The sequence below is a fragment of the Sphingomonas sp. BK036 genome (assembly GCF_004216825.1).
GTDB lineage: Bacteria > Pseudomonadota > Alphaproteobacteria > Sphingomonadales > Sphingomonadaceae > Sphingomonas.
In genome coordinates this window covers 23720-38355 of record NZ_SGXR01000005.1, presented here as the reverse complement: position 1 = coordinate 38355, position 14636 = coordinate 23720, and the positions used below count along the sequence as shown (strand labels likewise).

Below are 14636 nucleotides of genomic sequence, written 5' to 3'. Positions count from 1 at the left end.
GCCCGGTATGATCCGGGTTGTGCGCCTTGGTTTCAGTCTATACTGAAACCTGAACCAGTATTCAACTTGTGTATCAAGGCAGACAGTATGGCGAAGGCGCACGAGACGACGCGGTCAGACCCGGCTGTCATCGGCGAAGGCAAGGTACCGCGCACCGAGCGAGGGCGCCGGACGATGCGCGCGATCCTCGACGCCGCCGCGATCGAATTCGGCGATAACGGGTTTCACCAGGCATCGATCAGCGACATCACGCGCCGCGCCGGGGTCGCGCTCGGAAGTTTCTACACCTATTTCGATTCGAAGGACGCGGTGTTCCGCGCGCTCGTCCGCGACATGTCGGACCAGGTGCGCGATCATGTCGCCCCGGCGATCCTGTCCGCGCCCGACCAGGTTGCGGCCGAACAGGCGGGGCTTCGCGAGTTCATCACCTTCGTCCGCCAGCACAAGGAGATCTACCGCATCATCGACGAATCGGAATTCGTCGATTCCGAAAGTTTTCGCCTTCATTACGCGACTACGGCAGACCGTATCACAGGCCGCCTTCGCAAGGCCGCCGAACGCGGCGAAATTACAGGCGACGTCAGCGAGATCCATGGTTGGGCGATTATGGGGATGAACGTATTCCTGGGACTTCGCTATGCCGTATGGAGCGAAGACGAGACGCCAGATGATATCGCGAAGGTCGTCGCAACAATGTTGAGAGATGGCATCTTGCGCAGCGTTGACGACTGAACATTTTCGCAAGCATAAATTGACGATGTAGGTAGGAAGGAAGGACGCAAAAGCGGACGCTTACGGCCCCTTCCCAGCACAGCCAAACCGGTCGTTCGTTCACGTAAAGTTGAGGGACCAAAAGGGCTAGAATCGCCACTTTAAGGTTACCGCCGCAGCGGGTGTTACAGCCGCAGGGTTTTGGCTTTGAATGACATGGAGCTTTGTTTCTGCGTTAAGCGGTCCGGTGAACTCACCGCGTAGCGGCTTCGGTGCAAATTTTGCCTTATCCGCGTCAGAAATCCAGATGTTCATGTTCTTGGGAGCGCAAACGATGATCTCATCGGCCGGGCTGCGGTCTGCGCAAGTCGCTTCTTTATGATGAACCTTTTCCAGATCAAATTCGGCCATCCGCGGCGTGATGGTAGTCTGAGCACCAGGCGATGCAAAAAAGGCAGCCACAGCTGCACTCATTATCATGAAGCATTCCGTACGAGCACAGCTTCATCTCCTGCCACGGCAATGCTTATCGGCTTTTCCGATGGCGACCGTGTCGTTTTGATTTCCACATTATTTGGGCAACAACAAGGCTGGCGGAGCAAACGCAGTGGTCGACGTCGTTCGCAATCCAAACCCCAAATTCCCAATCATCGCTTCAGTTTTAGAGAAAAGGCACAGCTTACTTACTTGCTAGGATGAGGACCGATAAGGTCAATAAAATTGCCGTCTGAGTCGAGCATGATTCCGACGAGAAGGGTGCGATCGGGATAGACGAGCGTAAACTCATCGAACCCGAACCCATTGGGCCGTCGAAAGCGGATGGCCTGCGGAACAGCAAGTGGTTGCAGGCGGCGGTGCGTGGCTGCCAGCGCCGCGCGGCCTGCCTCTGAGGCGTCCGTTTTCATCAAAGTGTCATCAACCTCAGGCGCGGTACGGCCGGCAAAGAGGCGGCGCAGCATCGCCTCTCCGCCCTTGAGCGGAGAGCGGTTCTCAGCCTCCCAACTTCGGCCATTCATTCATGCAGCGGGGAAGTGATGCCGCAAGCATCCCTTCCTCGCAGTTCGCCGCCGTTCTCAAAACTGATCTTTTCGAAAAAGTTTCGGCCTTCTTCGCCGACGTTCGCTATCAAGTTTAGGGACCGACAAGCACGACCGACATACACCGAGACCGCGACAAACGGCGTATCGTCCGGTTGAGGTGACACTCAAGTCCGGTCTTGTGCTGGATCCGGCGCCCCGGACGTTCTTTGTCGAGTACGGCGTCACTCTGCGACCCAAGGGCCCTGCTGTCATTCGCGATGACGTGGCCAAGATCGCGTACATCTCGGGCAGCACTGAGGGTCTGGTCCGCCAGTATGCTCACTCTTCCGCGATCGGCGCGCTTCGGGCGACCGGCGATCAGGTGGAGCTCGATCGGATCGTCCTGCGAATGGACTGAGACGCGATCGATCACGTGCGTGGGCACGGGTGAAAATCGCGGTCAACACAAAGGAGCTGGAACAGGAACAGTCGCGGCTGATGGTCGAGAGGATCGTGGCGCAGCGTGTGGCCAGCGTCACGCGTTCGCGATTGATCGCGCCGTCCGACGCGGACGCGATGGATGCCACACCCGCTGCGGTTGATGATCGAGCCAAAGCGTCTGGCTCTCGCATATCGATTTCAGGCCGAGTGTCGGCGCGCGGGCGCGGCGCGCGGGGGCGCGCCCGGCAACGCCGCGAATTCCAACCGCACCTCGCGTTCCCTCGCCGCGGTGCCGGGATCGTCCGGAAGCGCGCCTTTCACGATCCCGAACGCATCCTTCAGCGTCCCGATCGCATCGTTAAGCATTCCGAACGCCGCAGCGGTAACCGCCGATCCTTCGCCATCCACCGCGAAGGTCGCTGCCGCGGACCCGCCACCGGCCCCGTTGAAGATCGCGGGGTAGTTTATCGCGGTAAACCCTGCGTTGGTCGTTACCTCCGCTGCCTGTACTGCCATTGCGACACGCCTGGCGCGGCCGTCACGTGCGCTCAGATCGTGCAGCTTCGTCGTATACGTCTCGGCCGTCTTCGTGCGCGCCGCGCACATCGCGATGCCGACGGGGATCGTGTAACGCCCCCGAAAGCCGACAAGACGTCCACGCGCCGTGCCGGGTCCCTCGAGTAGCGCCGTGATGCTTCGGGTCACGCGCTCGTTGTCCTGCACCTGCTGCTGATCGAGCAGTTCCACCAGCCGCATCGTCATCCGATCGAGGAACGCGTAAAGATGGGCGACCTTGCCGCGATACACGACGATGTTGCCCTCGATCGATGCGATCGACGGCGTCAAATCGCGACCGCTGACGAGCGTCGCGGCCTTGCCCAAGCCACTGCTCCGAAGAACGCCGCCCCCGATCTGGGTGGCTCGCCCAGCGCCCAGCCCCTGATCATAGGCCCGATCGAGCGCTCTCACGTCTTTGTCGATGCGGACGCCCCATTCGTCGACCGTCTTCCAGCATTGTACGAGCTTCTCCATCCCGTCGATGATGCCGCGCACCAGCCCGATGATCGCCGCCGCGCCGCTCACCCCCATGGTGAAACCGGAGAGGCCGAACGCCGCGGCGCTGAGTGAGAGCGTGACGGTGACGATGGCGCCGTCTATCGCGGTGTGCTTGCGGAGGGCATGCCACTCGCCAAGAGTGCTGTAGTGCTGGGCGATCTGTGCTTCGATCGCTTTTTCGACACCCGAGCGATTATCTGCCCAGATCTTGCTGACACTTGCCCGCAGGATATCGTCCACAGGCCAGGACGGATTTATTTTCGGCGCGATCTTGTCTCGAATGATGGCCTGCATTGTCTTCGACACTTGGGGCACCAAGTGCTGGTAGAGTTGCCCGTGCTTGTTGAGGTCGGCGGCGACGCGGCTCGGCACCTCGGCGATGACAACCAGTGGGATTGCGTCGAAGCGATCGTCGAACTCGCGCTTACCCGCTCCACGCAGGGCGCCGCCAAGCGTGTGCGTGTACAATTTGATTTTTTCGCGCGTCGGGCCAGCTGGCACGATCCCATCTCCTCCCCTGGACGGTGGCGACGGGATCGTCGCGCCCGGGTTGACGAAGACGGCAATGGCTTTCGGTACGCTTCAGCCGGATTTCAGATGGGCCGTATTACGCTACGAATGACATATTCGGCCGGCGCGTCGATCGGCGCTGCCGACGTCGATCGCGCCGTTATCACTTTCTAATCCTAGTGCTCCAATGACAACGCTACTAAATCGGGTCGAGTGCGCCTATTTTTCATTGCCAAGGGACTATAGCTTTGCGCTAAAAGCGGGATAGTATTCCAATGAAACTCGATATACGATCTGTGATACTAGCATTTGGTTTGGCGGCAGGTTTCAACGCTGGCACCGCCAACGCCGAACATACATGGGGTCGCTACGTAAACGATCGGTATCGATTCCAAATCTGCTACCCGGCGGTGTTGAAGGCGCAGGCAGAAGCGCCAAACGGTGACGGCCGTGTATTTCGTGGCGCGGACGGTGGGAAGCTCATCGTTTTCGGCCGCAACGACGTGCTGAACGCCGGGATCGACGCTACCGCAAAGGAGATCGCCGCTGATCTTGCCGGTCGAGGAGGTCGAACGACCTATGCTGCGGGACGTGGCAATTGGCGCGTCGTGTCGGGTGCCGATAGAGCCGGAACGATATTCTACGGCAAGGTGCTGCAACGCGGCGACCAGTTGGCAATCTTCCAGTTGCGATACCCGAAGACGGCCAACCAGTATCAGTCGATCGCTGCCCGGATGAGCGCATGTTTCTCCATGCTGAAATAGGCTATCGCGAGACTGCTGCCGGCGCGTTGTAGCGGTACAAGTCCCGACTGCGCATGATCGTCTTGAGCAACGTTCCGTAGTGGGTGTCGGTAGCGTAGCGCCCGGTCAGTGCGTCGGCATAGGCGTCCGGATCATCGGCATGGCGGCGCGCTTCACCATAGGCCCGGTGCGTGGCGAGCAGCCGGCCGTGCGCTTCGAACGCGTCGGCCAGCGTCGCGAACTTTCGGAAGGGCGCGCGGATGTGGAAGGATCGTCCGCTGCGCGTCTCCTCGCGCGTGCGCACCGTGACCGACGGCTGCCCCGCCGCCGCCTTGATCCCGAACGGGTTGTTCGAGCCGGGCGGCATATGCCGGCCCTCGCCGCTTTCGAGTATCCACTGGGCAATGCTGATCAAGGCGGGAACGTGCCATCGCTGTTCCGACTGCCGGGCTGCATCGATCACCTCGATGGGGGGCTCGCGGCCAGCGCGACGGGCCGGTACGGTGTGCGCTACCGGTCGCGGCGTGGGTGGTCGGACAGCACGCGGTAATACCGGCGGCGGCGTCGAGGTAGCGCGGGGTGCGGCGCGCGGCACGGGCCGCATGGCGTTGAGCAATCGCAAGGTGGGGCCATTCAGGTCGATGCGTCCATCGGAGCTCGGTCGACCGACGAGGCGGTGCTGCGCCTCGGCGATCGCACGAAGCGTTTGGGTCCCGCACATCCCGTCCACGCGCAACGGTCGCGACGACCAGGCGGATCGCCGGATGTTGAGCAGTTGCTGGATCGCGCGCACATCCGTCGACCGATTGGCGCCGCCCCGGCCGACTGCTCCACCGATCGTGACATGAGGATAGCCCGACATATTCCGTCTACCGCGACGATGCCGCCGGACGGCCGTCGGTCCGAGCGTCGAGACGCGTCCACTGCCCGTTTACCTTGGTTTCGACGTGACCGTCATAACGCCGCAGCAGCGTAAAGCCGTATTGTGCATAGCCCGAGAACCCACGCTTGAGCGCGGCGGAAATGCAGGCGTCGCGGCTGCGTACCCCGACATCCTGCCAGCGCCCCTCTTTGTAGCGGCGACAAAAGGCGGATGCCTTGGTCGGCGTGGAAACCGAAGATGCTTCTGTTCCGACTGAGGTCGTCCCCTGCACCGGGTAACCGTCGGCGATCGGCGTCGAGGACGTGCTTGGTAATCCCCGACCGGTTCGTGTTTGGGCAGTCGCTGGAAGGACGATCCAGGACACGATCACGGGCCAGTTCTTCCGAACGGCAAGGTTGCGGTAGCGTTCGATGCTGGCTCCCGCCGACGCCGCCGGCAATACCGGCAACGAGGGCGCGCCATCGAGAACCGCCAGAGCCGCGTTCCCCGGTTAGTTCGCGCAAAACCGTATGCGGTATCGTCCCGCACCATTCTGTCGAACCGTCCCACGCCGATCCGCGGACCGTGCCCAATGCTCCGCGCTGCCCGAAACGATTGTCCGCGGCTTGCCCGACGGCGATACAAACACCAGCGTTGCCGTACGCGCGTGGACCATGCCGTCGATCGTGGCGGTGGTCGCCGTGCCGCCGTTCCTCCGGCACAGCGCGGTTCCCCGACGCCGGTCGGCGTTGGTAGACGCAACGATCGACAAGGGCGGAAGCGCGCTGCCGACTGGCGGGGATTGCGCAACCGGTGAGGAGGATTGCGGCGGTGTTGCAGAGGGGGTTGCGGGCGACATCGATCGAACCGACGCAATCGCAGGCCGTGATGCGGGAATGGCAGGTGCCGGCTTGCCTCGAAACGGCTGCGAGCGCGTACCGGGCCACGCGATCCATACCAGCAGCGACGCGACGATGAGCGTGACGAGCGCGACGACTAGTCTCTTGTCGACCGATCTAGCCGGCCTGAACTTAGGGCTGCCTGCGCGTTTCGGCGTGGCGGGCGGCGCGACCGTCGGGCCGGCTGACGGCTTGGCCGACGGCGCGGCCAGCCGGGTGGCAGGTTGAGCGGCGGGCGACTCGGCAGGTTTCGCGGCGCGGACGATCGATGCGCTATCGAGCGCTCCGACTACCGCATCCAGCGACGCGGGACGCTCGGCCGGGTCCGGCTGCAACATGGCGCGGAACAGCGAACGCAGACTATCGGGCAGCGCAGACAGATCGGGCACGCTCGATCGGCGCTCCATAGCCTCGGACATGGTCCGTCCCATGTCGATCGGTTCGGACCGCGCGAAGGCGAGCAGGACGAGCGCGGTGCTGTAGATATCGGTCCACGGACCGATGCGGTTGCCGTAAAGGCCGAACTGTTCGGGGGCGACATACCCAAGTTTGCCGGCGAACCCCTCGATCACGACGGTCCGATCATCGGGCTCGACATATTTTGCGATGCCGAAATCAATGATCTTGGCCTCGTCGATCCGCCCCCCGGGGAGCAGGATGTTGTCGGGCGACATGTCGCGGTGGACGGCGCCGAGCTCGTGCGTGACCCGCAGTCCGCCCGCCAACCGCCGGATCAATCGCGCGACTTCGTCAGGCCCCGGAACCGCGCCGTGCAAGCGCGCGGACAGCGCGTCGCCGTCGATGAAGTCGGTGACGAGATAATGCACGCCGAGCGTCGCATCGCGCGCGAACACGCGGTACTGAGCGACTGCCGGGTGGGCGACGCGGATCAGCAGTCGCGCCTCGCTGCGGAACAGCGACAGGATCTTCGGGTCTTCGGCGAGCCGCGGCAACATGACCTTGATCGCCACCAGTTCTTCGGTCTCGACATTGCTGCCGAGATAGACGTCGCCCATGCCGCCACGCGTCAGGAACCGGTCGATCCGGTAGATGCCGTTCAGGATGGTGCCCGCGCTTAACCCGAACGCTGTCGCGATCGCCGGCGAGCTCTCATGCGGATCGCGAATGCCGGTGTCCATCTATTCGGCCGCTTCCGCTCGAACGATCCGCGGTCCGGCCGTCTCGATTGCGCGGAAGGCGAGTTCGTTGAGCGGTGATGCCCTGAGGGCCCAAATCTGGACATTGGCATTCAATTCTGCGCGGCCCAACTGCTGGCATTCATTAAGGTGATGGCAACGATCGGCTAAACTTTCTGCCACAGTTGTTTAGGCGCTATCTCGCTCGTAAATCCAAACTGCAAATTTCAGTCGATAATAACGGAGGAAAGCTAGACCGGCCGAGCGGTGACGAACGGATCGCTGCACGTCATCCGGCCGGGTGCGTCGATCCGCCCTGCTACCCGGCGCAGATACTTCGGGACCGTCCCGGCAACGACCGTGATGTCGTACCAGCCATAGCTGTTGCTCAGCGGCCAGCTACTCTTCGCTTCGGCCAGCGGCGTCACCGCGGGCTTCGCGCCCACGCGTTCGGCATGCGCGACCAGCTTATGGGTGCGGTGACCGTTGGGAAGGTGCAACGTCATCGCGGTGTCGGTCGCGCGCCAGACGAGGCCGGATAACGGTGCCGGGTCGTCACGATGTCCCATGAAATGACGGTGAAAGCCGTTCGGGCCGAGCACCCATAGGTCGTAGCGCCCCTCGCCGTCGAACGCCCAGCGCCCGTCCAGTGCCCGTCCGGGTTCGACCGTGAAGCGGCGTGGCGCCTGGGTCAGATCGGTTCGGTCGTAGACGTGGAAGACTGCTGCCTGTGTGCCATCGACAGCGAACCGAAGCTGGATCGCGCCATCGCCGATCGCCTCGCTGACGGTCAAGGCATAGGGCAGCGGGCGAGCGCGGCGGATGCCGGGTTCTTGCCAAGGAAGAGACATATCTACCGGCGCCTTCGGGCTGACCTGCTTGGAAATCGTGGCGGCGCGTGCGGCATCGGCGCGCGGATCGGGCATGGCGGCGAACGGCGTGGGATCCGCGGCGGTGAAATCGAACGCCGAGGTCAGGTCCCCGCAGACTGCTCGACGCCACGGCGCGATGTTCGGCTCGTGGAAGTCGAACCGGCGTTCGAGGAAGCGGATCACCGATGTGTGATCGAACACCTGCGAATTGACCAAACCGCCCCGGCTCCACGGCGAGACGACGTACATCGGCACGCGCGGGCCCAGGCCATAAGCCCGGCCGCGATAGGCGGGGAGATCGAGCGCCGCGTCGCCCTTGCTCGGGTGGAGGTGATAGCTGCCCTCGAGATCGACTGTCGATCCGCCGAGGACCGTACCGTCGGCCGCGTGCGACGGCGGCGCGGGCGGTGGGACGTGATCGAAGAAGCCGTCATTCTCGTCGAACATGACCAGCAACGCGGTCCGCGCCCAGACTTTGGGGTCCGCAGTCAGCGCGTCGAGCACCTCGGCGGTATAGGCGGCACCCTGCGCGGGGCTCGACGGCCCGGGATGTTCGGAGCCTTTCGCGGTGGCGATGACGTACGACACTTGCGGCAATCGTCCGCCGAGCACGTCGGCGCGCATCGCGTCGAGCCCGCGCGTCGTCAACGCGCGGTCGCGCAACGCCGGATCACCGCTGTCCTTGTGTGCGTCGCGGAAGGTGGCGAAGCCGACCAGCGGGTTGTCGGTGAAATTGTCCGCCATGTCCTGGTAGATTCGCCAGTCGACGCCCTTGGCCTGCAACCGCTCGACCACCGTCGTCCAGCGGTAGGGTTCGGCATTGCCGCCGTCCTCGGGGAAGCTGTCGTGCGAATTGCCGATCGCGGGGCCACCCATCGTGCCGCCGGGATCGTTGGTCCCGCTCCAGAGGAACAGGCGGTTGGTGTTGGTGCCGGTCTGGACCGAGCAATGATACGCGTCGCAGACCGTGAACGCCTCGGCGAGCGCGAATTGGAACGGGATGTCTTCGCGCCGGTAATGCCCCATCGCGCGCTGGCTCTTGGCTTCGGGCCAATACGCCATCCGTCCCTCGTCCCAGCCGCGCTGCGCATCGGGCCAGCTATGCGGCGTTCCCTCCATCCGCATCAGATCGAAATTCGTCCGCGTCGCGAGATGGAACGGTAATACGGTGCGCGCGCCGCCGGGCGCCATCCGGTCGCGCTGATACCAGACCGGTGCCGGCTTTGCCGCATCGGAGTCCGCGGGCACGGGGATCGGCAACCGGTCGGCGAACCCGCGCACGCCGCGCAGCGACCCGAAATAATGATCGAAGCCGCGATTTTCCTGCATCAGGATGACGACGTGCTCGACATCCATGATCGAGCCCGCCTTCACGTCGGGCGCGATCGCCGCCGCCCGCGCGATCGCGGCCGGAAACGCGGACAGCGCCGCCCCGGTAAGGCCGGCACCGAGCAAAGTACGGCGAGAGACATCGGTCATCGGGGCAACCCACAGGTAAAGAGCATGGTCCGCAAACGCCCGCGAACCATGCCCATATCGGATCAGAAGTCGAGCGACAGCGACGCGGTCACCGTCCGCGGCGTGCCGAGGAACGCCGATCCGCCATCCGCGCTCGACAGATAGCGTTCGTCGGTCAGGTTGGTCGCCTGCACCGTGAACGACACACCCTTCAACTGCTCACTCACCGCGCCCAGATCCGCGCCGACATAGCCGCTGACCAGCGTGAAGCTGCCGGCCTGCGCTTTGCCCTGCGTATCGATGTTGCGGTCGCCGACGAACTTGGTGGCAATGCCAGCCTTGAAGATCGACTTCTTATAGTCCGCCGAGACTACCCACATCGTGCGCGGCGAATTGATCACCTGCTGGCCCGGCGTCACGCCGACATCGGCGTCCTGCGCGGCGTTGCCGGTGCCGATATAGGTCGCGTGATTGTAGGTGAAGCTGCCCGACAGCGTCAGCGGCGGCAGCACGCGATAGGCCAGCGCCGCCTCGATGCCCCGGCTCTTCACCCCGCCGACGTTCAGATAGACGCTGTCCTGCTGCTCGAGATAATCGATCCCGGTGACGAGGTTCGACGAGATCGAGACGATCTGGTTCTTGAACTTGATGTCATAGCCGGTGAGCGACGCCTGGATGCGCCCGGTATTGTAGCGTGCGCCGATCTCGATGTTGTTCGCGGTTTCGGGACGCAGGTTGCGGATCGTCTCGGGCGGCTGGCCGAGCGGGCCGTTGCCGATCGCCGCGAAGTTCTGCGAATAGCCGGCGAACAGCTCCATGCCGGGCAACGGCGCCGCATAGGTGAGGCCCGCATTGATCAGCGGATCGGAATGCGACTGGATCGACGTCGCGCTCCGGTCGCCGAGCAGTTCCGTCCGGCTCTGGTCGAGGAAGAACTGCTTGACGCCGAGCCGGGCGGTGAGCGGACCATAGGTCACCGCGTCCTCGGCGTAATACATCACCTCGTCGAGCCCGTAGTCGGTGCTGAACTGGACGTAATAGGGCGTGCCGTCATAGGCGGGCCCGACCCGTGCGTTGGTCACCTTGTGCCAGTCGCGAAGCTGGTTGGCGCGACTGTGCTCGAACCAGAAGCCGGCGCGGAACTGGTTCTGCACCACGCCGAAATCATGCTGCCAGTCGACGTCGCTGGTGAAGCCCATGCGGTCGTTCTTGTAGTGTGTGTGGCGGTACGACATCACCGGCGTCGCGTTGGGCGCGTAGCAGGCCGGCGAATATTCCGCGGGCACCCCGCTGGTGCCGACGCAGCCGGCGGTCATCGTCGCCGCCGCACCGGTCGGCGTGACGAAGTAGATCTTGCCGAGCGCGTCGCTGTCGCGCACCGTCGGACCGCCGACATATTCGCTCTCGGGATTGCCGGTGCCGTCGTCGCGGACGTCGACCAGATACGGCGGCGCGAAATCGCCGCGGCCACGCATCCGGTGATAATAGCCAGCCACCTGCAACTTCACTTCGCCAACTTCGGTACGCGCCTTCAGATACCCGAACAGGTTTTTCCGCAGCGCACGCGACGTCGAGCGATAGGCCTGGTCGATATACGGCAAGCCGGTCCAGCTGTCGGTATAGGCATCGTAGTTCGGGTCGTTCGCGAACTGGGCGGGCGAGACCGATCCAAACTCGGACTCGTCGGCGTCGTCGTACGAGACAAAGCCGGTCAGATCGACCGTACCGACGCGGCTCAACACCTTGGCGTCGAGGTGATCTCGCCGTGTTTTGCCCGATCCGCCGATCCAGTCGCGAACCCGCGAGGTCGACGCGCTGACATAGGCGGTCGTATCCGGTGCGATCGTGCCGGTATCGCCGCGCACGTAGAATTTGCGCGCACCGAAATCACCGCCCGCTGCCGTGAAGCGCAAACGGCTGTCCGCGGTCGGATCGGAGGTCACGTAATCCAGCGTCGCGCCGAGCGCCTCGTTCGAGCGCGACGAGATGTCGGCGGTCCCTTGCGACACGTTGACGGTCTTCAGGTCGAGCACGTCGATATACCGGTTGGCACGCGATCCGCCGCCATAACCCGACCCGCCATTGGGCAGGCCGTCGATCGTCGAGCCGATCTGCTGGCCTCCGCCGCCGCCGCTGTTGAAGCCGCGGATGCTGATCGACGTCACCCAGTCGGACGAACCGAACGCATCGCCCTCGCCAACGAACACGCCCGGCAGTTCGTTGATGACGTCGTTGACGCTGGCGAGTGCGGACTGGCGCTCGATCATCGGCGCGGTCACGCGCGTGTTGGCAAATGCCGTGGATTGCCCCGTCACGACGATTTCATCACTGCGCGGCGGTTCCGCCTCGCTGGTCGGCGCCGCGGGCGGCATCGCGGTTGGCGCTTCCGTCGTCTGCGCTTGTACATTCGTCGATGCCACGATCGCGAGGATCGCAGCGCCCGTCAGCCACTTGGTCATGTCGTCTTCCCCTGCCGCGGTACGAGTTTGGTCGGGCATCCCGTGCCGATGCCCTTGCAAGCGCCGCGTGACATGCATGTGACATTATGTGGGTTTGCGTGGTATTTTTGTGACTTGTGCGGCGCGGGAGATGCGGAGAGACAGGCGCGACAGGAGAAGCTTTAGTGACGCAGTCGGAACGTATCGCCAGTCTGGTCGCGTTACTCGAAGCGCGCGGCTCGTGTTCGATCACGATGCTCGCCGATCACTTCGCGGTATCGGAAGAGACGATCCGGCGCGACGTGCGCCAGCTCGAGGCGAGCGGCCGCGCGTACAAGGTGCATGGCGGGGTCAAGCTTCCCGACAATCGCTTGGAGGCGCCGTACCGGCTGCGAATGCAGGCCCAGGCGGACGCGAAGCAGGCGGTTGCGCGCCGTGCCGCCAGGCTGATCGAGGACGGCATGACTGTGCTGATCGATTCGGGCACCACCTCCTGCTGGGTCGCACGCGCGCTGACTGATCGGCGGCGACTGACGATCGTCACCAACAATCTGGAGGTTGCGGGCGACATGCTCGGTCGCGACGGAATCCGCGTCTTTCTGGCGGGCGGCGCGGTCAACGTCGATTACCGCGCGACGTTCGACGCCGAGGCGATCCGCTATTCGCGCTGCTTCTCGCCCGACGCGACGATCCTGTCGATGGGCGCGATCGAGGCGAAGCGGGGCTTCATGGATTTCGAACCGGACGAAGCGGCGTACAAGCGCGCGCTGCTCGACGGCGCCCGCCGCGTGATCGTCGTCGCCGATGCGGAGAAGTTCGACCGCGCCGGCACCGTCCATGTCGCCGACTTCGCGCAGGTCCACGATCTCGTTACCGACCTGCCGGCGCCGTCCATGATCGCCGACGCCGCGACGCGCGCCGGCGTGCGGCTCCATATCGCCTGAGCACCCTCACCGTGTTGGTGGGTGGCGGACGAACCAGAGTGCCGAGACGAAGGTCAGCACCAGCAACGCGGCGCCCGTCAGCACGCCTGCATCGAGGAACAACCCGAGCCAGTCCCGCCCGGGAGCGGTCGTACTCCGCATGAGCAAAAGTCCGATGCTGCCCGAATAGCCGAACGCGTCCGCCAGATATATTAGGAATCCGGCTGTACCCGGCGACGGACTCGCGGCCATGATACGGTCGAACAGGATCGCGCTGAACGGGGCGTAGGCGAGGTAGATACCGACGCCGGTCAGGATCATGCCCGTCACCGGGCCGATCGCCCCTGCGCGCAACGCCAGCATCGATCCGGCAAGGATCGCGGCTCCCGCCATGATGACGACATGGATCGTGGCCACCGCATACCGGTTGCAGCGCACCAGCCCCAGCATGGCTAGGCCAAGCAATACGATCACCGTGACCGGCACCTCGGTCGCGGCATACAGCGCGGGCGTCGCCCGATGATGAAGCGCGATCCAGAGTTCAGGTGCGAAATTGTCGCGCAGGTCACGGAGTGCCGCCAGCATCGTATAGCCCGCGACCAAGGCCGTCACCGGTACCCAATGGCGCCGCAGATAGGCACGCCGCGCCGCGGCATCCATCGGACCGCGAACGCCTCTCGCTTTCGCGTCCGCAAGATCCGGCGGCGGGGACCGCGCAAGCGCCGCCATGCCCGCCAACAGCAGCGGCGTGAAGATCAGCCCGGTCAGCATCGGCGTCCAGAACGCGCTGACGCCGTGCTCGAGCAACAGGCTACCGATCGACCGCGTTACGCCCGACGACAGGATGAAGCTCGCGGTCAGGATAGACGCGAGCACCTCCGAATTGCGCCGTCCCTCCAGATAACTGAACACCAGCCCCCAGATCATCCCGAGCGGCAAGCCGTTCAACAGCATCGCCAGCGGGCCAAACCGGGCGGGCAACAGCGCGAGCAGCAGCAGCGCCACCCACGCCGCACCGATCAACGACAGGATCAGGCGAGTGCGATGCTCGGGTCGATGGACCGAGACGACATGCACCCCGATCATCTTCGACAGCGCATAGCCAACCGCCTGTGACAGGATCAGCGTCGTCTTATAGTCGATCCCGGCAAACATCGCCGGCACGCCGTCAAACCCCGCCGCGGCGATCGGCTTGCGAAACCCGTACATTGCGAAATACACGCAGAACGCAGCGACGCCCGGCATGATCGTCATGGCCCTAGGCGGGAGGAATTTTGTCGACGGCGGGGACCACGAGTTCACCGGCAATCGCTATACCAAGTAGGTTGCACCGCCGTGACACCGTTACGGCGATTTACAGAACTCAAGAGCACACTCGGCGTCACTTACGAGCGTCACCGGCTTCGTAATACGAACCCACTAAACATTGTAGGCGCAACTTGAGATATGCTTTTTGCGGGCGGGCCGACCCATAGTCAGCCATTCGCGCCCTTTCCCCTGCTTCCGACTTCCAAGGAGCGCAGAGGAACTGCTTCCGGAAGTCGAGAAATCAAAGCTACCTCCCGACC

Annotated in this window: 13 protein-coding genes; 4 read left to right on the top strand and 9 right to left on the bottom strand. The window is 63.9% G+C overall.

What is annotated here, in order from left to right:
* Positions 1 to 87 precede the first annotated feature (87 nt).
* Positions 88 to 732 carry a TetR/AcrR family transcriptional regulator gene (locus tag EV283_RS10580; RefSeq protein ID WP_130325193.1) on the top strand — a complete coding sequence of 215 codons (645 nt, stop codon included), beginning with the start codon at positions 88 to 90 and terminating at the stop codon, positions 730 to 732.
* 126 nt (positions 733 to 858) lie between these two features.
* On the opposite strand, the gene EV283_RS10575 is transcribed toward EV283_RS10580, so the two are convergent.
* Together EV283_RS10575 and EV283_RS10570 are read right to left on the bottom strand one after the other, a co-directional pair.
* Positions 859 to 1191 carry a hypothetical protein gene (locus tag EV283_RS10575; protein ID WP_207223099.1) on the bottom strand — a complete coding sequence of 111 codons (333 nt, stop codon included), beginning with the start codon at positions 1189 to 1191 and terminating at the stop codon, positions 859 to 861.
* Positions 1192 to 1394: 203 nt separating this feature from the next.
* Positions 1395 to 1670, bottom strand: coding sequence for a hypothetical protein (locus EV283_RS10570; protein WP_130325189.1), 276 nt, complete (start codon positions 1668 to 1670; stop codon positions 1395 to 1397).
* Between the two features lie 238 nt (positions 1671 to 1908).
* Between EV283_RS10570 and EV283_RS10565 the strand changes: the two genes are divergently transcribed.
* Complete coding sequence (locus tag EV283_RS10565) at positions 1909 to 2148, top strand: hypothetical protein (RefSeq protein ID WP_130325187.1); 240 nt, start codon at positions 1909 to 1911, stop codon at positions 2146 to 2148.
* A gap of 221 nt (positions 2149 to 2369) precedes the next feature.
* Here EV283_RS10565 and EV283_RS10560 read toward each other — a convergent pair whose 3' ends face one another.
* Positions 2370 to 3728, bottom strand: coding sequence for a hypothetical protein (locus EV283_RS10560; RefSeq protein WP_130325185.1), 1359 nt, complete (start codon positions 3726 to 3728; stop codon positions 2370 to 2372).
* A gap of 284 nt (positions 3729 to 4012) precedes the next feature.
* Between EV283_RS10560 and EV283_RS10555 the strand changes: the two genes are divergently transcribed.
* On the top strand, positions 4013 to 4501 hold the full coding sequence (locus EV283_RS10555) for a hypothetical protein (protein ID WP_130325183.1): 489 nt from the start codon (positions 4013 to 4015) through the stop codon (positions 4499 to 4501).
* Position 4502: 1 nt separating this feature from the next.
* Here the strand turns inward: EV283_RS10555 and EV283_RS10550 are convergent, their stop codons facing one another.
* The 5 genes from EV283_RS10550 to EV283_RS10530 all read right to left on the bottom strand — a co-directional run bounded on the left by EV283_RS10550 (position 4503) and on the right by EV283_RS10530 (position 12166).
* A complete protein-coding gene (locus EV283_RS10550; RefSeq protein ID WP_165391753.1) occupies positions 4503 to 5273 on the bottom strand; it encodes a glucosaminidase domain-containing protein in 771 nt (256 codons plus the stop codon).
* A gap of 76 nt (positions 5274 to 5349) precedes the next feature.
* The gene (locus tag EV283_RS10545) at positions 5350 to 5811 is read right to left on the bottom strand and encodes a hypothetical protein (RefSeq protein WP_130325179.1); all 462 of its coding nucleotides are present in this window, start codon (positions 5809 to 5811) and stop codon (positions 5350 to 5352) included.
* A gap of 42 nt (positions 5812 to 5853) precedes the next feature.
* On the bottom strand, positions 5854 to 7380 hold the full coding sequence (locus EV283_RS10540; RefSeq protein WP_130325176.1) for a serine/threonine-protein kinase: 1527 nt from the start codon (positions 7378 to 7380) through the stop codon (positions 5854 to 5856).
* 248 nt (positions 7381 to 7628) lie between these two features.
* On the bottom strand, positions 7629 to 9728 hold the full coding sequence (locus tag EV283_RS10535) for a phospholipase C, phosphocholine-specific (protein ID WP_130325174.1): 2100 nt from the start codon (positions 9726 to 9728) through the stop codon (positions 7629 to 7631).
* A 62-nt stretch (positions 9729 to 9790) separates the two neighbouring features.
* Positions 9791 to 12166: a TonB-dependent receptor gene (locus tag EV283_RS10530; protein WP_165391752.1), complete on the bottom strand. Its 2376-nt coding sequence runs from the start codon at positions 12164 to 12166 to the stop codon at positions 9791 to 9793.
* A 164-nt stretch (positions 12167 to 12330) separates the two neighbouring features.
* Here EV283_RS10530 and EV283_RS10525 point away from each other — a divergent pair, with 164 nt between their 5' ends.
* The gene (locus EV283_RS10525) at positions 12331 to 13089 is read left to right on the top strand and encodes a DeoR/GlpR family DNA-binding transcription regulator (RefSeq protein WP_242615905.1); all 759 of its coding nucleotides are present in this window, start codon (positions 12331 to 12333) and stop codon (positions 13087 to 13089) included.
* 6 nt (positions 13090 to 13095) lie between these two features.
* On the opposite strand, the gene EV283_RS10520 is transcribed toward EV283_RS10525, so the two are convergent.
* A complete protein-coding gene (locus EV283_RS10520; RefSeq protein WP_130325170.1) occupies positions 13096 to 14322 on the bottom strand; it encodes a DUF5690 family protein in 1227 nt (408 codons plus the stop codon).
* Positions 14323 to 14636 lie beyond the last annotated feature (314 nt).